Origin of the sequence: Bacillus sp. FSL H8-0492, from assembly GCF_038006145.1 — a bacterium.
Classification (GTDB): domain Bacteria; phylum Bacillota; class Bacilli; order Bacillales; family Bacillaceae_G; genus Bacillus_A; species Bacillus_A mycoides.
In genome coordinates this window covers 4,545,311-4,571,310 of the sequence record NZ_JBBOUP010000001.1, presented here as the reverse complement: position 1 = coordinate 4,571,310, position 26,000 = coordinate 4,545,311, and the positions used below count along the sequence as shown (strand labels likewise).

Sequence of the window (26,000 nt, the reverse complement as noted above, 5' to 3'; positions counted from 1 at the left end):
TTAAGAAGAAGAGGTTTGTTTAAAGTAAAAAAGATGGTGTGTAGGTGGTGAAAGTGTGAAAGAGCGCGATAGACAAAATTCATTAAACTCTAATTTCAGAATTTCACCGAATCTTATTGGACCTACCTTTCCTCCCGTTCCAACGGGATTTACTGGCATTGGGATTACTGGTCCAACCGGTCCACAAGGCCCGACTGGCCCACAAGGACCAAGGGGATTTCAAGGTCCGATGGGGGAGAGGGGCCCGACAGGACCTCAAGGAGTGCAAGGGATTCAAGGACCAGCTGGACAAATGGGTGCAACAGGACCAGAAGGATAGCAGGGACCACAAGGATTAAGGGGACCACAGGGAGAAACTGGAGCGACAGGACCTCAAGGAGTGCAAGGGTTACAAGGTCCAATTGGTCCAATCGGAGCGACTGGGGCACAAGGCATACAGGGCATACAGGGATTACAAGGACCGATTGGGGCAACAGGACCTGAGGGGCCTCAAGGAATTCAAGGTGTGCAAGGGTTACCAGGGGCAACTGGTCCACAAGGGATACAAGGAGCTCAAGGGTTTCAAGGACCACAAGGACCGAGTGGAAGTACGGGTCCGACTGGAGCAACAGGTCAGGGGCTAACCGGCCCGACAGGAATAACAGGTTCAACAGGGATAACAGGTCCATCAGGAGGACCTCCTGGTCCAACCGGGCCGACCGGAGCAACAGGTCCTGGAGGTGGACCGAGTGGAAGTACAGGGGTGACTGGAGCAACAGGAAATACTGGAGCAACAGGTCAGGGGCTAACCGGTCCGACTGGAAGTACAGGAGAAACCGGTGCACAGGGCCCGCAAGGAATACAAGGAATTCAAGGGTCAATTGGTCCAACCGGTCCAGAAGGCCCACAGGGCATTCAAGGTATTCCTGGTCCGACAGGATTGACGGGTGAACAAGGAATCCAAGGTATTCAGGGGATCCAAGGGATAACGGGAGCAACAGGAGATCAAGGTCCTCAAGGTATACAGGGTGTTATAGGACCTCAAGGTGTAACAGGAGAAACAGGAGATCAAGGTCCACAAGGAATACAAGGGGTACCAGGTCCATCAGGAACAACGGGACCACAAGGAGTTCAAGGGATTCAAGGTCCGATGGGGGATATAGGACCAACAGGTCCAGAAGGTCCAGAAGGACTTCAGGGCCCGCAAGGAATACAAGGAGTGCCAGGACCAGCTGGAGCAACAGGTCCAGAGGGCCCACAAGGAATTCAGGGAATTCAAGGGCCAGTAGGAGCGACAGGTCCAGAAGGTTCACAAGGAATACAGGGAATTCAAGGGGTTCAGGGGGTAACTGGAGCAACAGGAGTACAAGGAGCAACCGGAATTCAAGGGGTACAAGGGGAAATAGGCGCAACTGGTCCAGAGGGTCCCCAAGGAGTGCAAGGTGCTCAAGGAGCGATCGGTCCAACAGGTCCGATGGGGCCACAGGGAGTGCAAGGAATCCAAGGAATTCAAGGACCAACGGGTGCACAAGGAGTGCAAGGTCCTCAAGGAATTCAAGGAATCCAAGGTCCGACCGGAGTAACAGGAGATGCGGGAGCAACAGGGGCGACAGGGGAAGGAACTACAGGCCCAACGGGTGTAACAGGCTCAACAGGGGTAACAGGACCTTCCGGAGGGCCAGCAGGGCCGAGTGGCCCAACAGGTCCATCAGGTCCGACGGGAGTGACAGGTCCATCCGGTGGACCACCTGGCCCGACAGGAGCGACAGGTGTAACGGGAGGAGTAGGAGATACGGGAGCAACAGGGGCGACGGGTGTGACTGGAGCAACTGGAGTAACTGGTGCAACCGGAGCAACGGGGCTGCAGGGTCCACAAGGAATACAAGGAGTACAAGGAGAAATAGGTCCAACAGGCCCGCAAGGTATTCAAGGTCCACAAGGGATACAAGGAGTAACTGGTGCGACGGGAGATCAAGGTCCACAGGGAATCCAAGGGCCACAAGGAATTCAAGGGCCAACCGGTCCACAAGGAATTCAAGGAGCACAAGGCCCGCAAGGGATACAAGGGGCAACAGGTGCAACGGGAGCACAAGGCCCACAGGGAATTCAAGGGATACAAGGAATCCAAGGTCCGACCGGTCCACAAGGCCCAACTGGCATTCAAGGTGTGCAAGGGGAAATAGGTCCAACAGGTCCACAAGGTGTGCAAGGCTTGCAAGGCCCACAAGGCCCAACCGGGGACACGGGAGCAACCGGTTCGCAAGGCCCACAAGGAATTCAAGGTCCAACGGGAGTCACGGGAGCAACAGGGCTACAAGGAATTCAAGGCCCAACGGGGGCAACGGGGGCAACAGGAGCCACGGGAGCGACCGGGGTGACTGGAGTGACTGGAGTTAGTACAACTGCAACGTATGCATTTGCGAATAATACATCAGGAACCGCTATTTCTGTTTTATTAGGTGGTACGAATATCCCATTACCGAACAATCAAAATATTGGACCAGGAATAACCGTTAGTGGTGGAAATACTGTATTTACGGTTGCGAATGCAGGTAATTATTATATAGCCTACACAATTAATATAACAGCAGCTTTACTTGTAAGTTCGCGTATAACTGTAAATGGAAGTCCGCTAGCAGGAACAATAAATTCACCGGCAGTGGCTACAGGTTCATTTAATGCGACAATTATTAGTAATTTAGCTGCGGGCTCTGCTATTAGTTTACAGTTATTTGGATTACTTGCAGTGGCTACATTATCTACGACAACGCCAGGAGCTACTCTAACTATTATTAGATTAAGTTAATAGGCAAAAAAACCTTGGAACTTTTATGTTTCAAGGTTTTTTATCCCTCTATTTGTGGGCTAATAATCAGTGGGGATGGACAAAACCCCCACTGATTAAAGTTTCACTTTATTCACTTGAGCAAAAACATCGCGGTTCAAAAATATATTATAATAGAATGAAGAGAGGTATAAATTTGGCAGAAAGGGAGAGTGGCGATGCAGGAGAAGGTTAAAGATTTTTTCGGACGCCCACTTCAAGATTTACGCATCTCTGTCATTGATCGTTGTAATTTACGGTGTACGTATTGTATGCCAGCGGAAGTGTTTGGTCCTGATTATGCTTTTTTGAAAGATGAGTTTTTACTGACATTTGATGAAATAGAGCGATTAGCAAAAGTATTTGTTAGCATCGGTGTACGGAAAATTAGACTTACTGGTGGCGAACCCTTGCTCCGTAAGGACTTAACAAAACTTATCGAACGTCTCGTGAAAATTGACGGTTTAGTAGATATAGGATTAACGACAAATGCGATTCATTTAACGAAGCAAGCGAAGGCGTTAAAAGAAGCTGGGTTACACCGAGTAAATGTTAGTTTGGATGCGATAGATGATAATGTGTTCCGCGCAATTAATGGCCGGAATATGAATACGAAGCCAGTGTTAAAAGGAATTATGGCAGCGAAAGAAGCAGGCCTTGAAGTGAAAGTAAATATGGTTGTGAAAAAAGGAATGAATGATCATCAAGTACTTCCGGTTGCTACGTATTTTAAAGAACAAGGAATCACGCTTAGATTTATTGAGTTTATGGATGTTGGCAGTACGAATGGATGGAATTTTGATCAAGTTATTACGAAACGAGAATTAATTGATATGATTCATGGGGTGTATCCAATTGAGCCAGCTGAAGCTCATTATTTTGGTGAGGTTGCGAAGCGGTATCGATACGTTGGAACGAATGTAGAGGTTGGTTTTATTACCTCCGTTTCTGAGTCATTTTGTTCTTCTTGTACGAGAGCAAGAATTTCGGCAGATGGAAAGTTTTATACTTGCTTGTTTGCAACAGAAGGAATGGATTTAAGGAAACTTCTGAGGGAGAACCTTTCGGATAATGAGTTATTAAAAGCTATACAATATGTATGGGAGAATAGAAAAGATCGATATTCAGATGAACGGACAGAAGAAAGTGCGAAAAATCGTCCGAAAATTGAAATGTCTTATATAGGAGGATAAGAAAGGGGGATGTCGTATGCAAGAGCGATATTCAAGACAAATGTTATTTTCTGGTGTTGGGGAAGAAGGGCAACGGAAAATAAGAGGGAAGCATGTACTCGTTATCGGTGCTGGTGCGCTCGGAGCAGCGAATGCAGAAGCAATTGTTAGAGCAGGTGTTGGAAAAATTACAATTGCGGATCGTGATTATGTAGAATGGAGTAATTTACAAAGGCAACAATTATATACAGAAGAAGATGCGAAGCATTATAAGCCGAAAGCGATAGCGGCAGCAGAACATTTAAAGGCAATTAATTCCGAAGTAGAAATTGTACCGGTTGTGACTGATGTAACGGTGCAAGAAATGGAAGAGTTAATTAAAGGTGTAGATTTAATATTAGATGCGACAGACAATTTTGAAACGCGCCTTCTTATTAATGATATATCCCAGATGTATAACGTTCCGTGGATATACGGAGGATGTGTTGGAAGTTACGGAGTAACTTATACAATCTTGCCAGGAAAAACGCCGTGTTTTCGATGTTTAATGGAACATCCGGCGAGCGGAGCGACATGTGATACGGCCGGTATTATACAGCCAGCAGTGCAATTAGTAGTTGCACATCAAATAACGGAAGCCTTGAAAATATTAGTAGAAGATTTTGAGGCACTTCGTGAAACGATGCTATCATTTGATCTTTGGAATAATCAACAGATGGCATTTAAAGTGAATAGGCAGAAAAAGGATACATGTTTATCCTGTGGAAAGTTACGTACATATCCGAGTTTAACATTTGAAGCACAAACGAAAACAGAAGTATTATGTGGGCGAAATACAGTTCAAATCCGTCCAGGTGTGCGTCAGGGTTTTAATTTAGAAGAAATTAAAAAGCGCTTACAAAAAAGTGTGGATGTAAAAGCAACGCCATATTTATTGTCATTTCCGGTGGAAGAATATCGTTTTGTTTTATTTACAGATGGTAGGGCGTTTATTCATGGTACGAATGATATGAATGTTGCAAAACGACTATATGCAAGATATATAGGTTGAACCTAAAGGAGAGTCCTTTAGGTTCAAATGGAAAAGGTAGGATTAAGAATTTCTAATATAATCTCCATTTTTTCCGCCCGTTTTTTCAAGTAAGTACGTTTCGCCAATAATCATACCCTTATCAACGGCTTTACACATGTCATATACAGTAAGAGCGGTAGCGGAAGCAGCTGTTAAAGCTTCCATCTCAACGCCGGTACTACCTTCTGTTTTAACTTTTACTTCAATAAGTAGCCGATATTGTTCTTCTGACTGTTTCCAATCGAAAGAGACGTCAACACCTTTTAATAATAAAGGATGGCACATTGGGATAATATCAGAAGTACGTTTTGCAGCCATAATACCTGCGATTTGTGCGACGGCTAATACGTCACCTTTACCAATTTCGTTGCGTGAGATTTTATCAAAAATTTCTTTTGTAACGAGAATGCTAGAGCATGCTATTGCTGTTCGAACGGTTATTTTTTTGTCACTTATATCAACCATTTTAGCGCGCCCTTGGTCGTTGAAATGTGTGAATGAAGACATGGAATTCCTCCTTGAAGTAATTACGATTTAATATATAAAGTGTAATCGAGATTAGATATTTTGCAAATATGAGGTGAGAAACAATGGTAGAAAAACGAATCCCGATTCAAGTTGCTGAGGCTGTAGAGCGGGTTATGAAATATGCTAAGCATGGTGAAGTAGAAGAAGTTTCTATTACAGAAAGTTATGGGAGGATTCTTGGAGAGGATGTTGTCTCAGATCACGACGTTCCTCACTTTGATCGTTCTCCTTACGATGGTTTCGCAATTCGAGCAGAAGACACGAAGGAAGCGAGTCAAGAGCAGCCGATTGAATTTGAAGTAATAGGAGAGATCGGAGCAGGATCTGTTTTTACAGAAGAAGTAGGGGCTTTTCAGGCGGTTCGTATTATGACAGGAGCAGCTATTCCAGAAGATTGCAATGCAGTCGTAATGCTAGAACTGACGGAAGGATTCGAGAGGAACGAAAGTACATATATGAAGTTAAAACGTCCTTTCCAAAACGGTGACAATGTGTCATTTAAAGGAGAAGATATAAAACAAAATCAAGTCCTCGTTAAGAAAGGTGTTGTAATCAATCCGGGTGTTGCCGCATTATTAGCGACGTTTGGATATAGCACTGTGAAAGTTGTAAAACAGCCTGTTGTCGGTATTGTAACGACAGGAAGTGAATTACTAGAAGTGCATGAGGCGTTAGAGCCAGGGAAAATTAGAAATAGTAACTCTTACATGATTGCCGCTCAAATTATGAAAGCTGGCGGGAAAGTGCGTTACTATGGACAACTTGCCGATGAGTTAGATGCATGTTTTACAGCTGTTAAATCAGCGATGGATGAGGTTGATATTTTAATTACAACGGGCGGTGTTTCAGTAGGGGATTACGACTATTTGCCAGCTATTTATGAAAGGTTACAGGCGAATGTACTCTTTAATAAAATAGCGATGAGACCGGGGAGTGTAACGACAGTAGCTGAAGTTGATGGAAAGCTACTCTTTGGTTTATCAGGTAATCCGTCAGCTTGTTATGTAGGTTTCGAATTATTTGTGCATCCAATTATGAAAACGTATTTGCATGTGAAGGAGCCTCACGTATATAGAACTGATGCTATTTTACAAAAAGATTTCCCGAAACCAAATCCGTTTACTCGTTTTGTAAGAGCGAAAGCGAGTATTGTTAATGGGGCACTACAAGCGATGCCAGTCGGTTTAGATAAATCGAGTGCGGTCTCTTCACTTGCGGATGCAAATGCTTTTATCGTGCTGCCTGGAGGAACGAGAGGATTTGAAGCAGGAATGAAAGTGTCTGTATTATTGTTAGAATGCTCTGAGGGAAGTGATTGGCCGTGGACAAATCCTCTTCAATCTTACAAATAGTAGGGTATCAAAATAGCGGGAAAACAACACTTGTAGAGAAGATGGTGCATGCATTAACTGAAAGAGAAATGAAGGTTGCTACAATTAAACATCATGGTCACGGGGGCTTTCCTGAAGTAGCGCAAAAAGATAGTGAAAGACACAGAAAAGCTGGTGCTGTAGTAAGTAGTGTAGAAGGTGCCGGATTACTATCTTTGTCCTCTTTGCGAGATGAATGGTCCTTGCAAGAAATTATCCGCTTGTACGAATTTTTTGAAGTAGATACGATTTTAATAGAGGGCTATAAAGCTGAGAACTATCCGAAAGTAGTGTTACTTCGTTCTGCGGAAGACGCTGAACTTTTACATAAAGTAGAAAATATAGCGGCAGTTATTACGTGGTATGATGCTTCGTCAAATGTACGAGAAGAATATAAAGTATTTCATATAACAGAAGAAAAATTGTATATAGACTGGTTTTTACAAACGGCTAGGGGTGCAAAATGATAAATACGTATTATGAAGTAATTGATACAGAAATCTCGATTGAAGAGGTGACAAAGAAAGTAGTTCGCCGTGAATGTGGTGCTGTTACAACATTTATCGGGACAGTTAGGGAGTTTACGAAAGGGCGTCGTACACTATACTTAGAGTATGTAGCTTATAAGACGATGGCAGAAAAGATGCTACAGAAAATTGGGTCAGAAGTGAAGGAGAAGTGGCCCGGTACACATGTTGCGATTACGCATCGCATCGGCACGCTGCAAATTTCTGATATAGCGGTTGTTGTTGCTGTATCAACACCTCATCGCAAAGAGGCTTATGAAGCGAATGAATATATTATGGAGCGTATTAAGCAAATTGTTCCAATTTGGAAAAAGGAGTTTTGGGAAGATGGTGACTCATGGATTGGTGACCAATTAGAAAAAACACCATATCCAGCAGGAGAGCCTGGGAAGGAGTTATAAATATGATTCGAGTATTGTTATTTGCGAACTTGCAAGAAGAAGCAGGAACGAGTGAATTACAAATAGAGAAAGAAAATATTACTGTTGCAGAGTTAAAAGATATTGTTGCGAAAGAATATAATGTACCAGTGTCAGCGCCAATTATGGTTGCGATTAATGAAGAGTACGCAAATGAAGATGACACGATACACACTGGTGATGTAGTTGCACTAATACCACCAGTGAGTGGTGGTTAATATTGGATTTATGCTATAAAAAACGACTTTCCTAAATAGGGAAAGTCGTTTTTTTATGGCATTTTGGAGAACACTATCTTATAGGAAAAGGAGGAAGTTATGAAAAAGATATGTGTAATGATTGCAATGATATGTTCTGTTTTTTTCTTTTCTCCAAGCAATTCTTTGGCAAAAGAATCGACGGAACAGCTTTTAGAAAGTGCGTTACTGAATCGATATTACTCGGTTATAAGGCAAGTGACAGAAGATCAACATGAATGTGAATCTGTTATAAATATAAAGCGTCTCGGTAAGAAGGATGAGTTCGTTCCTAGATTTGAAATTATGCTACAATTTCTTACGTTTCAAGGTGCACATAATCCGCCGAATGATAAAGTTACACTTACATTGGAAGATAATTTAGATTACGTAAAGATAAAGAAAGTGGAGCGAGAAAAGAATGTTTCTGGTGCTATTGTAGAAAAGATTTGTGCACGGAAAAACGAAAAAATAAAAGCTCACTCTAATGATTTAGAGCGGTAATCTATGACATTTTGTAGAGAAAGGTAATGAGCGATGGATATACTTTTAGCGATTTTACCAGCTATATTTTGGGGGAGTATTGTGCTATTTAACGTGAAACTGGGCGGGGGACCGTATAGTCAAACGCTCGGTACAACGTTCGGTGCACTTATCTTCTCAATTGTCGTTTATATTTTTATGAAGCCGGTATTAACTCCGACCGTTATTGGAGTTGGAATTGTATCTGGCTTATTTTGGGCACTTGGTCAAGCGAATCAATTAAAAAGTATTGATTTAATGGGTGTTTCTAGAACGATGCCGATTTCAACAGGGCTTCAATTAGTCGCGACAACATTATTTGGGGTTATCGTGTTTCATGAATGGTCAACGACGATATCGGTCGTTCTTGGAGTTTTGGCGCTCGTTTGTATTATTATCGGGGTTATTTTAACATCGCTTCAAAGTAAAGAAGAGAAAAATGCAGAGCAAGCAGGAAATTTTAAAAAAGGAATTATTATTTTATTAATTTCAACAGTCGGTTATTTAGTTTACGTAGTAGTTATCCGGTTATTTAACGTGAACGGTTGGTCGGCTTTATTACCACAAGCGGTCGGTATGGTATTAGGCGGGATTTTACTCACATTTAAACATCATCCATTCAATAAATATGCGATTCGAAATATTCTTCCAGGATTGATTTGGGCAGCTGGAAATATGTTTTTATTCATTTCGCAGCCAAGAGTGGGGGTCGCAACAAGCTTTTCCCTTTCACAAATGGGAATTATTATTTCGACGCTTGGCGGGATTTTTATATTAGGTGAAAGGAAAACGAAGCGTCAATTAATTGGGATTGTTATTGGTATCGTTTTTATCATTGCAGCTGGAATTATGCTGGGGATTGCGAAAAGTTAAGGAGGTATTAAAATGTATAGTGATTTAGAAGGGAAAGTCGTCGTTATTACAGGATCAGCAACTGGTCTTGGAAGAGCCATGGGAGTAAGATTTGCTAAAGAGAAGGCGAAAGTTGTTATTAATTATCGCTCAAGAGAGTCAGAAGCGAACGATGTATTAGAAGAAATAAAAAAGGTAGGTGGAGAAGCGATTGCTGTAAAAGGTGATGTGACGGTCGAGGCAGATGTTGTGAATCTCATTCAATCTGCTGTGAAAGAGTTTGGTACGCTCGACGTTATGATTAATAATGCAGGGATAGAAAACGCGGTACCGTCGCATGAAATGCCGTTAGAGGATTGGAATAAAGTAATTCATACAAATTTAACAGGTGCTTTTTTAGGAAGTCGTGAAGCGATTAAATATTTTGTGGAACACGATATTAAAGGTTCGGTTATTAATATGTCTAGTGTTCATGAGAAAATCCCGTGGCCATTATTTGTGCATTATGCGGCTAGTAAGGGAGGGATTAAGCTTATGACAGAAACGTTAGCATTAGAATATGCACCAAAAGGTATTCGAGTAAATAATATTGGTCCTGGTGCAATTAATACGCCAATTAATGCTGAAAAATTTGCTGACCCGAAAAAACGTGACGACGTAGAAAGTATGATTCCAATGGGGTACATTGGAAAATCTGAAGAAATCGCAGCAGTAGCAACGTGGCTTGCTTCAGCAGAGGCAAGTTACGTAACTGGAATTACGTTATTTGCAGATGGTGGAATGACTTTATACCCATCGTTTCAAGCGGGGCGTGGGTAATATGAAAGGCCAAAGAGATTTAACTCTTTGGCCTTTTTTACGCAAAAAAAAATAGCGGTCGGCTATTTTTAAAATTAATGATTGATTGTATCTTGAAGAAATTCTGTTGCTTGATGTTCTGAAACATTCTGTACGAGCGCAACTTCACTAATAACCATTTTACGCGCATTATCTAGCATTTGTTTTTCGCTCGCATTTAATGCTCTTTCTTTATTGCGACGAAGTAAATCACGAACAACTTCTGCACTATCTTGAAGATTGCCGTTCTTCATTTTTTCCATATTCATTGTATATCTTTGTTTCCAAGAGAGTGAGGGGTCTGATTCCCCATGATGAAATTCAAGAAGTATACCATCTAACGTACCTTTATCGACGATATAACGTATACCTGATTTTTGTAATTGATTCATCGGAAGCATTACTTGCATATCTTTACTAATGATGCGTATAACACAATATTGACGCGTAGTGCCTAATATTTCTTTCTCTTCAATTGCTTCGATGATTCCTGCACCGTGCATTGGATAAACGATTTTATCACCAATTTGAAACAAATCATCCACCTCCGTATGTGGTAACTACTTTTAATGATAACATACTAGGATAAAAATGTCAAATTTTATATAATATCACATCTGATATGCTGTAGTCAATATATAAAAGTCGTTTTTTTGTTTGTTTTTTTGCTCTTATAAGTTGAATAAATAGGGGGAATTTTTTTAGAAAAATAGTACAGGCGCAGAAAGAGGGCATATCCACTTATTTTTAAGCATAAAATATAAAATCGCTAATACAATATACCTAAATCCGTTCTTTGCAAGGGAGGGAGAGAAGGTGGGGCGCACAATTAGAATTGATATTACAAATAAAGTTGTAGCTAAATTTAGGCAAGATTATTTGGAATTATATACGAGTAAGTTTATGATAGGTAAGTTTTATGTCTATACTGAAGATAAACAATATGTGTTAGAAGACGGATATATATATGAAGATGGAAAGTTTTATCGCATCATAGATACGCACCGTGGCAATAAACAAGCGGCGGAGGGCTGCGATCTAGGATGGTGTTAACATGATTCGTGTGAAAGTGTTTGATGAAAGTCATGAAAAAGACTTAGAAGACGCTGTAAATGTATTTTTGAAAAAAATTGATGATAGTAACTTTGTAGATATTAAGTACCAAGTCGGTGTTTCTATTAACGATGACGAAAACCAAATTTATTGTTTTTCAGCAATGATCGTTTATAAAGCATAAAAAAGAGCTGGGTGAGCCAGCTCTTTTTTATGTTTTATGTTGGGACAACATGTGTCGGTAATACGTTCATAATAGATTGAGTTGTGCCTAATTTCTTTGTCGCTAAAAGAGACGCCCCTGTTTCATGGTTTTGGGCATCTGTACACATACCAAGGTGATAACGATCACCTAAAAATGGATCAATATAAAAACCGTTTTTAAAAACTTTATCATTCGGGTGTTTTTCATGGTGAATTTCAGAACAGTTAATGCAATAGAACATAGCTTTCATCTCCTTTTTATTTTTGTTTGAAAAAGTGGGTCGGTAGTCATTTCGCTCCTAAGGAAATATTGAGGAGAAGAGAAATAACTACCTACCCAAATGGCGGGCATACTCCTTCTGATTTTTACATATCTCGCGTATTGTCCCCGAGGGAAGGAGGAGAGACGAAGTACAGATGAGATAAGTTAGGCGCTTCTCTCAATAGGAGTGATAGAGTTTCATATTGAGGGAATTTTCTATTTTTCATTGCCTTTGTGAGTATATTATGAAGGAATGGTGAGAGGGTGTTTGTCCTGTTGAAAAAATGTTGAGAATTTCTCAACAGTGAAAAAGAGTCTTTCTTGACATGAAACCAAAAGGTGTTATATTGTTAATGTGAAACTAAAAGGTGTTATATTTTAATGCCGAATAAAGGAGATATAAAATGGAACAACAAAATACATTAAATGATATTAAACAAACAATCGTTTTTAACGCGCCTATTCAAAAAGTATGGAATGTAGTATCGACTGCAGAAGGAATTGCGTCATGGTTTATGCCAAATGATTTCGAATTGGCGGTAGGACATGAGTTTCATGTGCAATCACCTTTCGGACCATCACCATGTAAAGTGTTAGAGATTGATGAGCCAAATTATTTATCTTTCTCATGGGACACAGATGGCTGGGTTGTTTCATTTAATTTGAAAGACCTAGGAGATAATAAAACAGAATTTACGTTAATTCACGGCGGCTGGAAACATCCTGATGAAATCCTTCCGAAAGCGAATGCGAAGAGCTCTATTATTCGCGATAGAATGAATGGTGGCTGGGTAGCGATTGTAAATGAAAAACTGAAAAAGGTTGTTGAAGGTTAAGTGTCCTCGTCAGCAGCGAAATATGATGTATTTCAAGCAATTGCTGATCCAACCCGCCGAGAAGTGTTACGGTTATTAAGTGATAAAGAGTTACCAATTTCAAAAATAACGGATCATTTTCCGATGAGCCGTACTGCAGTTGTAAAGCACCTTCATATTCTTTCAGAAGCGAATTTAGTGAGTGGAAGAAAGAGTGGAAGAGAGAAGATATATCGTTTGCACCCAGAACCATTAGAGGAATTACAGCAGTGGCTCTCGTACTATGAACGATTTTGGGATAATAAATTGTCCGTGCTTAAACATATTGTGGAGAATGAAGAGTAGATTTTATGCAAAAAGGATGACCAAAATGGTCATCCTTTTTTTATTGTTCACTTGTTTGTTTAGCTGGCTTTAATAGGATCCAAGCGATAATTAATGTGAATACCGCTAATACGAAAGTGCTCATATAAATGACGTGTACACTTGATGCTAATGCGGATTGTGACTCGGTTGCTACGTTTGCTGTAGCCCCTCCATGTCCGCCAGAAGAAACAAGATCAAGGTTTTTAATGCCACGTGCATGAATCATCGTATTGAAGATCGTTCCGAAGATTGCAGCTCCTAGTGTTTGACTAAATGTATTAATAAATGTATTTAAACCAACTGCCGTTCCGCGCGTATGGGCCGGTACAGCTGCTTGAATTGTTACCATGTAAATTGGTGTAACAAGCCCCATTCCTAAGCCGAATAATCCGACTGCAACATAAATAAGGAATGATGGTGAATCTGTTGATAATGTAAATAATAAGAAAGTAGCAACTGATAAAATGCTAGCTCCAAGTAAAATAATTTGTTTCGTTTGTAACTTGCCAACTAAGTTACCGGAGAACATAGCACCGAATGTCCACATAACAGGAATCGGCATTAAAATGAGTCCAGCCTCTGTCGCATTTTTTCCTAAAACACCTTGGCTCCAAATTGGAAGATACACTGTAATACTAATAATCATTGCGCCAGCAATAAGTGTTAGTATGTTTATTGTAGATAATGTACGGTTAGAGAAAAGTGCTAGCGGAATTAATGGCTCCGGAGACTTTTTCTCGATGTATAAGAAAATAATGAATGAAACAGCGGCAAAGATTAATAGGCCGATAATTGAAATGTCTCCCCAGTTTTGCTTACTGCTACCTGTTAATAATGCGTATAGTAAAGCAATTGTACTTAATGAGAAAACTGTCGCACCAAGATAGTCGATATGTTGCTTAGCGGCGGACTTAACAGATTCCTTATAAGAAGTGGCAAACATTAAGCAAGCGATAATTCCAAAAGGAACGTTTAAGAAGAAAATATAGCGCCAAGAAAGAGAATCAACTAAAAATCCACCTACTAACGGCCCAATAACACCAGATACACCCCAAACGGCACTCATCCAGCCTTGTGCTTTCGCGCGGTCTTTAGCTTCGCTATATAGATCTCCAATAATCGTCATTGTGATCGGCATAACAGCACCAGCCCCTATACCTTGAAGAGCACGGAAGAAGATTAATTGTTCCATTGATGTAACGACTCCGCAAAGTGCAGAACCGATTAAGAAGATTGTTGCTCCGATGAGCAGAACTTTTTTACGGCCGAATAAATCAGCTAGCTTTCCGTATATTGGAGTCGAAACAGCTGTTGCAAGCATATAGATTGCATATACCCAACTAACAAGTTCGACACCTGACAAATCACTCGTTATACGAGGGATCGCTGTACTAACAATCGTTCCTTCTACCGCAGAAAGAAACGTCATTAGCATTAAAGACATCATGACTTTTTTTCTCATTTGTTTTCCCCTTACCCTTTTTCGAATATTCAACAATATAAAATATAAAGGTACTAAGGTATATAAAGCAACAAAAAAGCAATGGGAAGTTAGGAGGAAGGGATATTTTTGAAGAAACGGTCGATATATTTAAAGTATCGCCAATATAATTTCGTGTACTGCTTTGCTATTTCAACATACTAAAAAAAGAAACAGGAGTCCCTGTTTCTTCTTTAATATTGCATTTTTGAATTTTGTCCTGCTGTTGTTCCGGCAATTCGGCCAGTAACAAGGGCAGATGTAATGTTATAGCCGCCAGTATAACCGTGAATATCAAGAACTTCTCCACAGAAGTATAAACCATTCGTGAATTTCGAAGCCATTTCTTTCGGGTTAATTTCTTTAACGGATACCCCTCCGCCAGTAACGAATGCTTTTTCAATTGACTGCGTACCATTTACATGGACGGTAAATTCTTTAAAATCTTTCACAAGTGCGCGAATCTTCTCATGAGAAACTTGTCCAGCTTGTTCGCTACCGTCAATTTCATTTTTTTCTAATAAGAATAGGAAGTAACGTTCAGGAACATAGCCTTTTAAAACGTTTTTAATTCCTTTTTTCGGATCTTCTTTCATTTGTTTCAGCATGCGCTGGAACAGTTGCTCACTATTTTCTTCTGGCAATGCATCGATACTCATGTGCACTGTGTTCGTTTTAAACTTTTTCATCGCTTTCACAACGAATTGGCTACAGCGAAGAGCAGCAGGACCAGATAGGCCGAAGTGAGTGAAAAGCATGTCCATTTTATGAGAAATGATAACTTTTCCTTTCGGGTTTAATACACTTAAGTTTACATCTCGTAAAGCAAGACCTTGTAATGTGCGGTCACGAATAAACGGTTCGTTTGAAAGAATTGGTACTTCTGTTGGGAAAAGTTCTGTAATTGTATGCCCAGCTTTTTCAGCCCAAGCGTATCCGTCTCCAGTAGAACCAGTTTGAGGAACAGATTTTCCGCCAACGGCGATAACGACGTGATTCGTTTCTAACACTTCACCTGTTTGCAGAATAACAGCCTTCGTTTGACCGTTCTCATACTCAATCGTTTCGACAGGCGTATTCGTACGTATTTTCACACCTAAGTCTTTTAATCGTGTTAACAGTGCATCTACAACAGATTGCGCTTTATTTGATACTGGGAACATGCGGCCATGATCCTCTTCTTTCAGTTTTACACCGAGATTTTCGAAGAATGTAATAATATCTTCATTACTGAAAATAGAAAAAGCACTGTATAAGAAGCGACCATTTCCAGGTATATGTTTAACGATTTCATCAAGTGGTAGACGGTTCGTTACGTTACAACGACCACCACCAGAAATCGCAAGTTTACGTCCTAGTTTATTTCCTTTATCAAGAAGTAAGACGCTTGCGCCTTCTTCAGCAGCACCGATTGCAGCCATTAGCCCTGAAGGACCGCCGCCGATGACAATAACATCATAATGCATAATATATCGACCTCATTTTCTACATTTCCTGCCTAAAAGAATAGCATGTTTTCCCTTAAAAGAAAAATAGAGTGAAGTACTGCTTAAGAGGAGAATTGTGGTACAATACAAAAGTTAGAGTTCAGCATTATCCTGCTATTTATGGGCAATAAGACTACTATCTTAAGAGTTATGAGAAGTAAAGAGGGAGTTAAAGCGGCCTGTAAATGCTCGAATAATTAGTAGGGGGGGAGTCTCCCACTAATTATAGTTTCACTTTATGTAGATGTAGGAGGATTTTCGTATGTCCGATTCAAAATTTCTGCGCGGAACGCTTATTGTGACGTTAGGGACATTTTTAGTAAAGTTCTTAGGCATGATTTACGTTTTTCCGTTTCATGCATTAGTAGGCACAGAAGGCGGAACGCTCTATACATATGGATACATTCCATATACGATATTTTTAAGTATCGCAACGGCAGGAGTGCCGCTTGCTGTTTCTAAGTTTGTTTCCAAATATAATGCACTTGGAGATTATAAAACGAGCCGGAGAATGTTCCGCTCGGGAATGGTTATGATGATAGTAACAGGAGTTCTTTCCTTCTTAGTACTGTACATGACCGCACCATTATTTGCAGAAGCAATGCTTGGTAAACAAAGTTTACAAAATAAGATAGAAGAAGTTACGACGATTATTCGCCTCGTAAGTTTTGCGCTTATTGTTGTGCCGGCAGCAAGTTTGATTCGTGGTTATTTCCAAGGCCACCAATCGATGGGACCGACTACGGTTTCACAAATTATTGAGCAAATTATTCGTATCGTCTTTTTATTAGCGGGTAGTTTCATCGTTATTAAAGTACTTGGCGGTACAGTAGCAACGGCAGTTGGGGTTGCGACATTCGCTGCGTTCGTTTCAGCAGTTGGAGCACTTGGCGTATTAATTTGGTACTGGTTAAAACGTAAAAAATATTTGGATCAATATTTAATTGAGCAAACTGTACCAGAGTCGACGGTAAGTACCGCTCAATTGTTTAAAGAGTTGTTTGCATATGCAATCCCTTACGTTGTAATTGGATTAACAATTCCTTTATATCAACAAATTGATACATTGACATTTAACTCTATTATGCAGGCGATTGGTCAAGGAGATATCGCAGAGCGAGCACTCGGTATTTTCACGATGTGGACGCATAAATTAATTATGATTCCAGTATCACTTGCAACAGCGTTTAGTTTAACGCTCGTGCCAGCGATTACAAAATCGTTTACTGAAAAGCAATACCGTTATTTGAAATTACAAATTACACAAACATTCCAGGCGAATATGTTTTTAACATTGCCAGCAGTTGTCGGTATTTCTACACTTGCATATCCGATTTACACTGCTTTCTACGATTCAGACCCACTAGGTGGACAAGTATTAATGTGGTATGCGCCAGTTGCACTGTTATTCGCTTTATTCACAGTAACAGCAGCAATTCTGCAAGGGATTAACCAGCAGAAACATGCGGTTATTGCGCTTGTGATGGGTGTTATTTTGAAATTTGCATGTAACGTAATCTTTATTCGTTATTTCGGTACAGTTGGGGCGATTTTAGCTACTGCAGTCGGCTTCTTAGCTTCCGTATGGTATACGAATAGACAAATCAAAAAACACGCACACTATTCATTTGGTGTTGTATATAAGAGAACATTCCAAATTGCAGTCTTAACACTTGTAATGGTTATTGCTGTAAAACTATCACAATGGCTTCTATCCTTCATGATTTCGCCTGATGGCCGTATTGGTGCTCTTATTACAGTTGCGATTTGTGCAGGTATTGGTGGTCTTGTTTACGGATTGTTAGCGATTCGCACAGGAGTACTAGAAAGAGTATTTGGCGGAGAAGCTTTAGAGAAAATCCAGCGTAAACTTGGTAGTAGATTCAAAATAAAGTTGAAATCAAAAGGGGCGTAAATACGTCCCCTTTTCTATGATAAATAAAGAAGGTGAAGAACATGAGATTAGATAAATTATTAGCGAATATGGGACACGGAAGTAGAAAAGAAGTAAAGAAATTACTGAAAGACGGCGTTGTGAAGATTGATGGAACGCCAGTGAAAGATGCGAAGTTTCATGTGAATGTAGAAGAGCAAGAGGTTATGATTCACGGTGAAGTTGTGGAATATAAAGAGTTTGTTTATTTAATGATGCATAAACCACAAGGTGTTATTTCAGCGACAGAAGATGATAACCACGAAACAGTAATAGATTTATTAGAATTAGAAGATGCGATTTTCGATCCATTCCCTGTTGGAAGGCTCGATATTGATACAGAAGGTTTCTTATTAATCACAAATGATGGGAAGTTAACGCATCAACTATTATCTCCGAAAAAGCATGTGCCGAAAAAATATTATGCACACATTTCAGGTGTTGTAACGGAAGAGGATGTAATAGAATTCGCTAAAGGTGTTATTTTAGAAGATGGCTATGAAACGAAGCCAGGCGAACTTACAATTTTAAAAAGTGATGATATTTCTGAGATTGAACTCGTTATTACAGAAGGAAAATTCCATCAAGTGAAGCGTATGTTTGAAGCGGTAGGGAAAAAAGTAGTTTATTTAAAGAGAACAGAGATGGGACCTTTAATGTTAGATGAAGAGTTAGAACTTGGGCAATATCGTGAATTAACAGATGAAGAAGTAGAAATGTTAAAGACGTATCAAGTAGATAACGAAAAGTAACGCCAATTTCAGAGCATAGAAAAGACCCCTTTCTAATGAGTTAGAAAGGGGTATGTATTTATTTACATACAATTATTTTTTATTATGAGGTCATTCTCACTTTCTTTCCTGTCGTTGTCCACTTGCCGCGGCAAGGGCTATACACGAGTTCATTAAACTGCAACACATTTAGATCACGTTGTATCGTTCGCGGTGTGATCCCGAACTCATCTACAAGGTCTTTCGTTGTTACCGTACCGTTTTCATTGATGTACATATAAATTGATTTAATGCGTGTTAGCATACGAGTAGTTGTAGGTTTCAAGAGAAAACCACTCCTCTACTAGTTTTTTTGACCCCATTCAGGAAAGAAGGTCGTTACTACCATTGTACTCTACATGATAAAATTCATGCTTTAATCTACTTAAATTTTACAAAAGTTTAACAAATATTCATATAGAAAAATATTGGTAGTTGACATTGTATGTCTGGTCAGTCAACTAACTCATAAATTTCTACGTAAAACGCCAAATTCCTGCAAATTTTTTTAAAAAAATAAAAGAAAAACTAATAAGAAATATCTGAAATATTACAATTGTCCGTTATTAGGTTTTCATGTATGGCATAAGAGATTTTCGTTTGCTATGATGAAAGAGACAATATAGTGAAGGATGGATGCGTGATGTCGACGATTAATTGGACAGAAGAAGTTACAAAACGAAAAGATGATTTAATTCGTGATACACAAAAATTTTTACAAATTAAAAGTGTATGGGAAGAAGAATCTGCGAAAGAGGGCGCACCATTTGGTGAAGGTGTAGAAAAAGCCTTATCTTTCATGTTACATAAAGGAGAAGCAGAAGGTTTCTGTTCTAAAAATTTAGAAGGATATGCAGGTCATCTTGAAATGGGACAAGGAGAAGAATTAGTAGGTATTCTTTGTCACGTTGATGTTGTACCAGAAGGAGATGGCTGGACAACTCCTGCGTATAGTGCGGATATTCGCGACGGGAAGATTTTTGCACGCGGTGCAATTGATGATAAAGGGCCGACGATGGCAGCTTACTATGCGATGAAAATCGTTAAAGAATTGGGCTTACCTCTTTCAAAACGTGTTCGTATGATTTTAGGAACAGATGAGGAAAGTAATTGGAAGTGTGTAGATCATTATTTTAAAAATGAAGAAATGCCAACAATCGGTTTTGCGCCGGATGCAGATTTTCCTATTATTAATGCAGAAAAAGGAATTTCTGACATACAAGTTGTGCAAAGTGGTGGCGAAGAGAAAGAAGGCACATTTAAGCTTATTTCATTTGAGTCAGGTCGTCGTTTAAATATGGTTCCTGATTTTGCAGAAGCAGTTATTACAGGAGAAGATGTAAATACACTTACAGTAGCATATGAAGAGTATTTACAAACTGCTAAAAAAATAGGTAAAGCAATTGTAGAAGGAAAGACGGTGACGTTGCAAATCAAAGGGATTTCAGCTCACGGATCTACTCCGGAAAAGGGAGAAAATGCAGGTTTATTATTGGTAAACTTCTTAACGAAAGTTTCTCTTGATGGAAAAGGGGCTTCATTTGCCTCGTTTGTAACAGAAACATTTACAGGTGATATTATTGGAGATAAAGCTGGTATTTCTTATAAAGACGATATTAGCGGCCCGTTAACGGTGAATGTTGGTCGCCTGTCTTATTCGCAAGAAAACGGTGGTAATTTAGGATTAAATGTACGCTATCCAGTTACGACTAATTTTGAAGAAACGATTGCAAAGTTAAAAGAATATGTTGGTACTCATGGATTTGAAGTAGCGGATTATTCTAACTCTCGCCCGCATCACGTTGACAAAGATCATACGTTAATTCGTACTTTGCAACGCGTATATGAAGAACAAACTGGTGAAAAAGCTGAATTGTTAGCAATTGGCGGTGGTACGTATGCTCGTTCATTGAAAGCTGGCGTTGCATTTGGCCCGCTATTCCCTGGAAAAGAAGAACTTGCGCATCAAAAAGACGAGTACATTGAAATTGAAGATTTATTAAAAGCAACAGCGATTTATGCGCAAGCAATTCATGAATTAGCGAAATAAAAGATATGTAAATAATGACCGCTCTCTACTTTAGAGGGCGGATTCTTTTTAGCTGAATGAGATAAGAAAGAAAAGCAACAATAACATAAAGGAGACGATGTAGATGGTGCCGCATTATTTTGTCGCAGTAACTTTACCACGTCATATAAAAGAAATTCTTTCTAATTATAAAGAGGAAATGAAGGATGAATTACCATTTCGCTCGTGGGTACATGAAGAAGACTATCATATTACCCTTTCATTTTTAGGAAGTGCGACAGAGGAACAGTTAGAAGGAATAAAGAATGGATTACAAACACTTACAGAAAAAACGGAATTATCGTTCACGTTACAAGGACTTTCTACATTCGGACAGGTGGACCAGCCGCGTATATTTTGGGCGGGGATAAGTGATAATCAAGATTTGTTTACTTTACAAAAGCAAGTGCATACAATTTGTGAAGAAAATGGCTTCTCTCTAGATACACGTCCTTATCATCCACATATTACTGTTGCGCGTAAATGGGTAGGAGAAAAAGTGTTTGATCTGACAAATGTAAAAGAGTTACCTGTAACATCATTTCAAGCAGATACGATTACTTTGTATGAATCTCACGTTAAGGAAACGCCGAAGTATAAATCGATTACTGAAATAAAACTACAAAAATAGAATGTATGAAAACGTTTTTTATACAGGTGAATATACTATAGGGAATAATGTGTTACTGTATAGAGCTTCGCTGATAAGAAAACCCTTATCACTTGCAGCTCGTTTCACCCCTCTACTGCCCATAAAGGCCCGATTGGTTCAACTAATAATCAGTGGGAGTAAAGCGTTCACACTGATTAAAGTTTCACTTTATTTTAATTTTGAGAATGATGGTGATTTTTTATGTTGAAAGTAAAACGTCCATTTGATGCCTATTTAGATGAAATGAATAAAATTACAATTTTGCTCCCGCATGCGTATGGAACAAGCCGGACATTTCGTTTACAAGAAGGAAGCAATGTGAAAGAGTTACCGATTGTTCATACTATTGCTCTTCCAGATGCAACGAAGTATGAATGTTTTATAGAAGAGCCGATAGATGTGGGGAAGTATTATACAGTACGGGATGAACGGAATGAAGAAACAGATTTACAAATAGGCGCTGTGATTCGAACAGTAGTTTTCGATGAAAAATATTATTACGAAGGTACCGACTTAGGTGCTGTGTATAAAAAAGAAGAAACAATATTTAAAGTATGGGCTCCGACTGCAAGGCTTGCGAAAGTACGGATTTATAAAAGTGATAAAGAATATATTGATTATGAAATGTACAGAGAAGAAAGCGGAGTGTGGATTCATACATTGCAAGGTGATCATGATGGAGCACGATATACATTCCTTGTTTGTATTAATTTAATATGGAACGAAGCGGTTGACCCTTATGCAAAGTCTGCGACGATAAATGGAAAATACGGCGTCGTTATCGATTTGGAAAAAACGAATGTGACAAAACGAGTAGAATTATCACCATTACAGTCAATGACAGATGCCATATTGTATGAACTGCATATTCGTGACGCTACTATTCACCCAAACAGTGGGGTGAATAAGAAAGGAACATATAAAGGGCTAATGGAAGAGGAGACAGTAGGGCGAAATGGGACATTAACAGGATTGTCTCATATAAAAGATTTAGGCGTTACACATGTTGAACTATTACCTTTACATTGTTTTGGTGGTATAGATGAAGTGAATCCTGCTTCCGCATATAATTGGGGCTACAATCCGTTATATTACAATATACCAACAGGATTTTATGTTACAAACCTTTCTGATCCATATAACAGGATAGTAGAGTGTAAACAACTAATTGAAACATTTCATGATCACGGCATCAGGGTGATTATAGATGTTGTATATAATCATGTTTATGAAAGAGAATTATCATCATTTGAGAAGCTTGTCCCGGGATATTATTTTCGTCATGGGGAAGACGGTATGCCTTCTAATGGGACGGGAGTTGGAAATGATATAGCATCTGAACGGAAAATGATGAGGAAATTTATTATAGAATCTGTTTTATATTGGCTTACTGAATACAATGTTGATGGATTCCGATTTGATTTAATGGGAATTTTAGATGTTGAAACGATGAATGAATTAGAAAAAGAAGTACGAAAAATAAAGCAGGATGCGCTGTTATTAGGTGAAGGATGGGATTTACAAACACCGATTCCTCTTGAAGAGAAAGCAACGTTAAATAATGCGAATAAAATGCCATGTATCGCACAGTTTAATGATCAATTTCGTGATGGAATAAAAGGAAGTACTTTTAATATTAATAAACGTGGCTTTGCATTTGGTGGGCATGTAGATTGTAATCATTTGCAGTATATAGTAGCTGGTAGCCTTTTAAGTATGAAAGAAACAGGATTGTTCCTAGAGCCAATGCAAAGCATCAACTATGTAGAATGTCATGACAATATGACGATGTGGGATAAACTAGTGCAAAGTAATCCAGAATCAGAAGAAATTTTGAAAAGGCGTCATCGTTTAGCAACTGCAATGGTTATTCTTTCACAAGGGATTCCTTTCTTACATGCGGGGCAAGAGTTTTATCGTACGAAGCAAGGGAATGAAAATAGTTATAATGCAAATGATGAAATTAATCAATTAGATTGGGATCAAAAAGAGAAAGAGATGGAGACCGTTAACTATATAAAAGGGTTAATTGCGATTCGCAAAGGGCACGGGGCATTCCGATTACAAAATGCAGACCTTATAAAAACGCATATGACTTTTTTGCAAACATCTACAGAAGTACTGGCATACCACCTAGAGCATGTAGAATTATTTGGACCGTGGAAAGAGATTGTAGTTTTATTTAATAGCGGTTTAGAAGCTAAAACGGTGCAGCTTCCAAAAGAAGAAACGTGGCATGTGTTAGTAAACGAAAAGCAAGCGAAAATAGAGCCAATTTCTTCATTTAGAGGAAAGGAACTTCAATTGGCTCCAATTAGCACGTATATATTGACGATAATGTGACAAATCGCTACTTGACGATGAGAATGTAATAAATGTAGAATTGACAAAGGTGACGATTTTCATAAGTTGTCATTCTATGATTGATTTTGTAAAATAAACTAGAAGAACAGGTGATTTATCCTGTTTTCGGCTTATGCCAAGTTTTTTCATTCAAATACAGTAAAATATATGAATCCACAACATGCGTAGAAATGTTGCGGTTTTTCTTTTCATAACTATAAAAGATAAGGATTTGTTAACGGGTAATGAATATGGAATGGTTGGAACAATTATTAGGAAAAGAGTGGAGTCTTATACCGGCTGGTGGAGTAACGGGCGATGCATATATTGCGCAAAACGGACAACAAAAGTTATTTTTAAAGCGGAATACATCGCCCTTTTTAGCGGTATTGTCAGCAGAAGGAATTGTTCCAAAATTACTTTGGACAAGAAGGGTAACGAACGGTGATGTAATTTCTGCTCAAAAATGGCTTCCGGGACAGAAGTTAGAGCCAGAGGATATGAAACTAGAACGTGTTGCGAAACTTTTGAAGAAAATACACTCCTCTAAAGCGCTTGTGCAGATGATTCAAAGGCTAGGAAAGCAGCCGCTTCATGCGCAAGAGTTATTACAACAATTACAGCTCGTTTTAAGAGGAGATATAAGAGTTGATGAAACAATTCAGCAAGGTCTTCAATATTTAACGGAGTCATTAAAAGATATTGAGTACAATGAATTCGTTGTATGCCACTGTGATGTAAACCATAACAATTGGATATTGTCGGACGAAGATGAATTGTTTTTAATTGATTGGGATGGGGCTGTTATTGCTGACCCAGCTTTAGATCTTGGTATGTTATTATATTGGTATGTTCCGCGCCATGAATGGAGTGAGTGGCTCGGATATTATGAGATTGAACTAGATGAATCATTGCTTAGGCGTATGAGATGGTATGTGATAGCACAAACGATTTTATCTATGCAATGGCACACAACAAAAAAGCAGCAAGCAGAAGCTAAATATTGGCATCAATATTTACAGCAACTACTTGCTTCAGAATAATACTTAAGAAAAATTGTCCATTCCAGCAATCCACTGAGTAAGTTGTTCTTGATTATTGGAAATATGGTTGTCCAAATTAGAGGAAGATTTACCCGATTGACTATAAGAATATACATCGTTTAGCATTACTTTAGTGTCACTACTTATACTATCGTTTGCGAGTAACGATTGAATGAGTCGCTCTAATTGCTCGCATTCAGAAACTGTCCCGCAGCAATCACTTTGATGGTTGATTAAAATATCTTTTAACACTTCTAATTGATGCTGTTGATTAATTGGCATGAACGGATCATCCTTTCGAGTGTTTTTCTCTCCCTAGAAATGTAAGAGAAAAAGCTGTTTCGTCATGGAATGTTTAATGCTTTATGTAGTTTTTATCAAAATGGTACATCTTATACTTGAAAGAAACGGACCGAGTGCTCGTACGTACTTGGTTTTTTGTTTGATAGATTGATTAAAACAGAAAGAAGGAATTTTTCCTTTAAAATAGTTTTGTAAAGAGAGGGAGACATCTATGCGTTTAAGACATAAGCCTTATGCAATGGATCGAATTAATGAGTATTCACATATCGTAATTGGAAACCCAGAGGAGAGCGCTGGTAACTGGAAGGAAATATTTGGAAATGAACAGCCGATTCATATTGAAGTAGGTACAGGACGTGGCCGCTTTATGTATGATATGGCAAAAGCAAATCCGCATATTAACTATATTGGAATTGAAAAATTCACAAGTGTTGTTGTAGATGCACTTGATAAATTAATTGAAGAAGAAGTACCGAACTTAAAGTTAATTAATAAAGATGCTGAAGATTTAACAGTTTTCTTTGCGAAAGGTGAAATTGACCGCGTTTATTTAAACTTCTCAGATCCATGGCCGAAGAATCGTCATACGAAGCGTCGTTTAACGTATAAAACATTTTTACGCAATTATGAAGAAGTGTTAGTAGATGGCGGAGAAATTCATTTCAAAACTGATAACCAAGGTTTATTTGAATATTCTATTATGAGTATGGCTGAGTATGGTATGTTATTAACTTACCTTAGCCTAGATCTTCATAATAGTGATTATGAAGGAAACATTATGACAGAATACGAAGAGAAATTTTCTAGTAAAGGTCATCGTATTTATCGAGTTGAAGCAAAATATCGTACGGAGCCTATGCAGTAATGCATAGGTTTTTTATAT

27 protein-coding genes and 1 pseudogene are annotated in these 26,000 nt (G+C 39.0%); 21 read left to right on the top strand and 7 right to left on the bottom strand.

The annotated features are described in order from the left end of the window. The first annotated feature begins 55 nt into the window (after positions 1-55). From MHH66_RS23565 to MHH66_RS23555, 3 genes and pseudogenes are all read left to right on the top strand, one after another. Positions 56-2,785 (top strand): annotated as a pseudogene (locus MHH66_RS23565) (BclA-related collagen-like exosporium protein). Between the two features lie 197 nt (positions 2,786-2,982). After that, positions 2,983-3,996, top strand: coding sequence for a GTP 3',8-cyclase MoaA (moaA, locus tag MHH66_RS23560; protein ID WP_002138702.1), 1,014 nt, complete (start codon positions 2,983-2,985; stop codon positions 3,994-3,996). Positions 3,997-4,012: 16 nt separating this feature from the next. Then, a complete protein-coding gene (locus MHH66_RS23555; protein WP_002067678.1) occupies positions 4,013-5,026 on the top strand; it encodes a molybdopterin-synthase adenylyltransferase MoeB in 1,014 nt (337 codons plus the stop codon). A 42-nt stretch (positions 5,027-5,068) separates the two neighbouring features. Here MHH66_RS23555 and moaC read toward each other — a convergent pair whose 3' ends face one another. Further along, the gene (gene moaC / locus MHH66_RS23550) at positions 5,069-5,554 is read right to left on the bottom strand and encodes a cyclic pyranopterin monophosphate synthase MoaC (protein ID WP_002129484.1); all 486 of its coding nucleotides are present in this window, start codon (positions 5,552-5,554) and stop codon (positions 5,069-5,071) included. Between the two features lie 83 nt (positions 5,555-5,637). Here moaC and MHH66_RS23545 point away from each other — a divergent pair, with 83 nt between their 5' ends. The 7 genes from MHH66_RS23545 (at position 5,638) to MHH66_RS23515 (ending at position 10,320) form a co-directional block, all read left to right on the top strand. Then, positions 5,638-6,927, top strand: coding sequence for a molybdopterin molybdotransferase MoeA (locus MHH66_RS23545; RefSeq protein WP_078184663.1), 1,290 nt, complete (start codon positions 5,638-5,640; stop codon positions 6,925-6,927). Further along, a complete protein-coding gene (gene mobB / locus MHH66_RS23540; RefSeq protein ID WP_033709510.1) occupies positions 6,891-7,412 on the top strand; it encodes a molybdopterin-guanine dinucleotide biosynthesis protein B in 522 nt (173 codons plus the stop codon). The genes MHH66_RS23545 and mobB overlap by 37 nt, the downstream gene beginning before the upstream one ends. Next, entirely contained in the window at positions 7,409-7,873 is a 465-nt protein-coding gene (gene moaE / locus MHH66_RS23535) for a molybdopterin synthase catalytic subunit MoaE (protein ID WP_002129479.1), read from the top strand. Before mobB ends, moaE begins: the two co-directional genes overlap by 4 nt. Before the next feature lie 2 nt (positions 7,874-7,875). Then, a complete protein-coding gene (gene moaD / locus MHH66_RS23530) occupies positions 7,876-8,109 on the top strand; it encodes a molybdopterin converting factor subunit 1 (protein WP_002089064.1) in 234 nt (77 codons plus the stop codon). Positions 8,110-8,208: 99 nt separating this feature from the next. After that, entirely contained in the window at positions 8,209-8,631 is a 423-nt protein-coding gene (locus tag MHH66_RS23525; protein ID WP_063218520.1) for a DUF3888 domain-containing protein, read from the top strand. A 33-nt stretch (positions 8,632-8,664) separates the two neighbouring features. Beyond that, positions 8,665-9,522, top strand: coding sequence for a glucose uptake protein GlcU (gene glcU, locus MHH66_RS23520; protein WP_002015656.1), 858 nt, complete (start codon positions 8,665-8,667; stop codon positions 9,520-9,522). Positions 9,523-9,534: 12 nt separating this feature from the next. Next, the gene (locus MHH66_RS23515; RefSeq protein WP_002067691.1) at positions 9,535-10,320 is read left to right on the top strand and encodes a glucose 1-dehydrogenase; all 786 of its coding nucleotides are present in this window, start codon (positions 9,535-9,537) and stop codon (positions 10,318-10,320) included. Positions 10,321-10,394: 74 nt separating this feature from the next. Here the strand turns inward: MHH66_RS23515 and MHH66_RS23510 are convergent, their stop codons facing one another. After that, positions 10,395-10,874 carry a CarD family transcriptional regulator gene (locus MHH66_RS23510; RefSeq protein WP_002089061.1) on the bottom strand — a complete coding sequence of 160 codons (480 nt, stop codon included), beginning with the start codon at positions 10,872-10,874 and terminating at the stop codon, positions 10,395-10,397. Positions 10,875-11,154: 280 nt separating this feature from the next. Here MHH66_RS23510 and MHH66_RS23505 point away from each other — a divergent pair, with 280 nt between their 5' ends. Together MHH66_RS23505 and MHH66_RS23500 are read left to right on the top strand one after the other, a co-directional pair. After that, positions 11,155-11,391, top strand: a complete 237-nt coding sequence (locus MHH66_RS23505; protein WP_002089059.1) for a DUF2553 family protein — start codon at positions 11,155-11,157, stop codon at positions 11,389-11,391. Between the two features lies 1 nt (position 11,392). Beyond that, positions 11,393-11,575, top strand: a complete 183-nt coding sequence (locus MHH66_RS23500) for a sporulation protein Cse60 (RefSeq protein ID WP_000621751.1) — start codon at positions 11,393-11,395, stop codon at positions 11,573-11,575. Positions 11,576-11,609: 34 nt separating this feature from the next. Here MHH66_RS23500 and MHH66_RS23495 read toward each other — a convergent pair whose 3' ends face one another. Then, a complete protein-coding gene (locus MHH66_RS23495; protein WP_078184662.1) occupies positions 11,610-11,837 on the bottom strand; it encodes a DUF3973 domain-containing protein in 228 nt (75 codons plus the stop codon). Positions 11,838-12,261: 424 nt separating this feature from the next. Here MHH66_RS23495 and MHH66_RS23490 point away from each other — a divergent pair, with 424 nt between their 5' ends. Both MHH66_RS23490 and MHH66_RS23485 read left to right on the top strand, forming a co-directional pair. Further along, positions 12,262-12,693 (top strand): SRPBCC family protein, encoded by a 432-nt coding sequence (locus MHH66_RS23490; protein ID WP_002015664.1) that lies wholly within the window; start codon positions 12,262-12,264, stop codon positions 12,691-12,693. Further along, the gene (locus MHH66_RS23485; protein WP_002015665.1) at positions 12,694-13,017 is read left to right on the top strand and encodes an ArsR/SmtB family transcription factor; all 324 of its coding nucleotides are present in this window, start codon (positions 12,694-12,696) and stop codon (positions 13,015-13,017) included. A gap of 40 nt (positions 13,018-13,057) precedes the next feature. On the opposite strand, the gene MHH66_RS23480 is transcribed toward MHH66_RS23485, so the two are convergent. Next, positions 13,058-14,500 (bottom strand): MDR family MFS transporter, encoded by a 1,443-nt coding sequence (locus MHH66_RS23480; protein ID WP_002112346.1) that lies wholly within the window; start codon positions 14,498-14,500, stop codon positions 13,058-13,060. A 212-nt stretch (positions 14,501-14,712) separates the two neighbouring features. Next, complete coding sequence (locus MHH66_RS23475; RefSeq protein WP_078184660.1) at positions 14,713-15,984, bottom strand: BaiN/RdsA family NAD(P)/FAD-dependent oxidoreductase; 1,272 nt, start codon at positions 15,982-15,984, stop codon at positions 14,713-14,715. Between the two features lie 283 nt (positions 15,985-16,267). On the opposite strand from MHH66_RS23475, the gene MHH66_RS23470 reads away from it, so the two are divergent. Next, positions 16,268-17,920, top strand: coding sequence for a putative polysaccharide biosynthesis protein (locus MHH66_RS23470; RefSeq protein WP_002089053.1), 1,653 nt, complete (start codon positions 16,268-16,270; stop codon positions 17,918-17,920). A gap of 41 nt (positions 17,921-17,961) precedes the next feature. After that, positions 17,962-18,690, top strand: a complete 729-nt coding sequence (locus tag MHH66_RS23465) for a pseudouridine synthase (RefSeq protein WP_002034388.1) — start codon at positions 17,962-17,964, stop codon at positions 18,688-18,690. 82 nt (positions 18,691-18,772) lie between these two features. Here MHH66_RS23465 and MHH66_RS23460 read toward each other — a convergent pair whose 3' ends face one another. After that, complete coding sequence (locus tag MHH66_RS23460; RefSeq protein ID WP_000805512.1) at positions 18,773-18,994, bottom strand: DeoR family transcriptional regulator; 222 nt, start codon at positions 18,992-18,994, stop codon at positions 18,773-18,775. 357 nt (positions 18,995-19,351) lie between these two features. Here MHH66_RS23460 and pepV point away from each other — a divergent pair, with 357 nt between their 5' ends. The 4 genes from pepV to MHH66_RS23440 all read left to right on the top strand — a co-directional run bounded on the left by pepV (position 19,352) and on the right by MHH66_RS23440 (position 24,814). Continuing rightward, entirely contained in the window at positions 19,352-20,758 is a 1,407-nt protein-coding gene (pepV, locus tag MHH66_RS23455; RefSeq protein WP_078184659.1) for a dipeptidase PepV, read from the top strand. Between the two features lie 103 nt (positions 20,759-20,861). Further along, positions 20,862-21,407: an RNA 2',3'-cyclic phosphodiesterase gene (thpR, locus tag MHH66_RS23450; protein WP_002067707.1), complete on the top strand. Its 546-nt coding sequence runs from the start codon at positions 20,862-20,864 to the stop codon at positions 21,405-21,407. 222 nt (positions 21,408-21,629) lie between these two features. Beyond that, positions 21,630-23,771 carry a type I pullulanase gene (gene pulA, locus MHH66_RS23445; RefSeq protein ID WP_078184657.1) on the top strand — a complete coding sequence of 714 codons (2,142 nt, stop codon included), beginning with the start codon at positions 21,630-21,632 and terminating at the stop codon, positions 23,769-23,771. A 245-nt stretch (positions 23,772-24,016) separates the two neighbouring features. Next, positions 24,017-24,814, top strand: coding sequence for a phosphotransferase family protein (locus tag MHH66_RS23440; protein WP_002034382.1), 798 nt, complete (start codon positions 24,017-24,019; stop codon positions 24,812-24,814). Between the two features lie 3 nt (positions 24,815-24,817). Here MHH66_RS23440 and MHH66_RS23435 read toward each other — a convergent pair whose 3' ends face one another. After that, entirely contained in the window at positions 24,818-25,096 is a 279-nt protein-coding gene (locus MHH66_RS23435; RefSeq protein WP_002015625.1) for a YtzH-like family protein, read from the bottom strand. Between the two features lie 232 nt (positions 25,097-25,328). Between MHH66_RS23435 and trmB the strand changes: the two genes are divergently transcribed. After that, the gene (trmB, locus tag MHH66_RS23430) at positions 25,329-25,982 is read left to right on the top strand and encodes a tRNA (guanosine(46)-N7)-methyltransferase TrmB (RefSeq protein ID WP_002015624.1); all 654 of its coding nucleotides are present in this window, start codon (positions 25,329-25,331) and stop codon (positions 25,980-25,982) included. Positions 25,983-26,000: the final 18 nt, after the last annotated feature.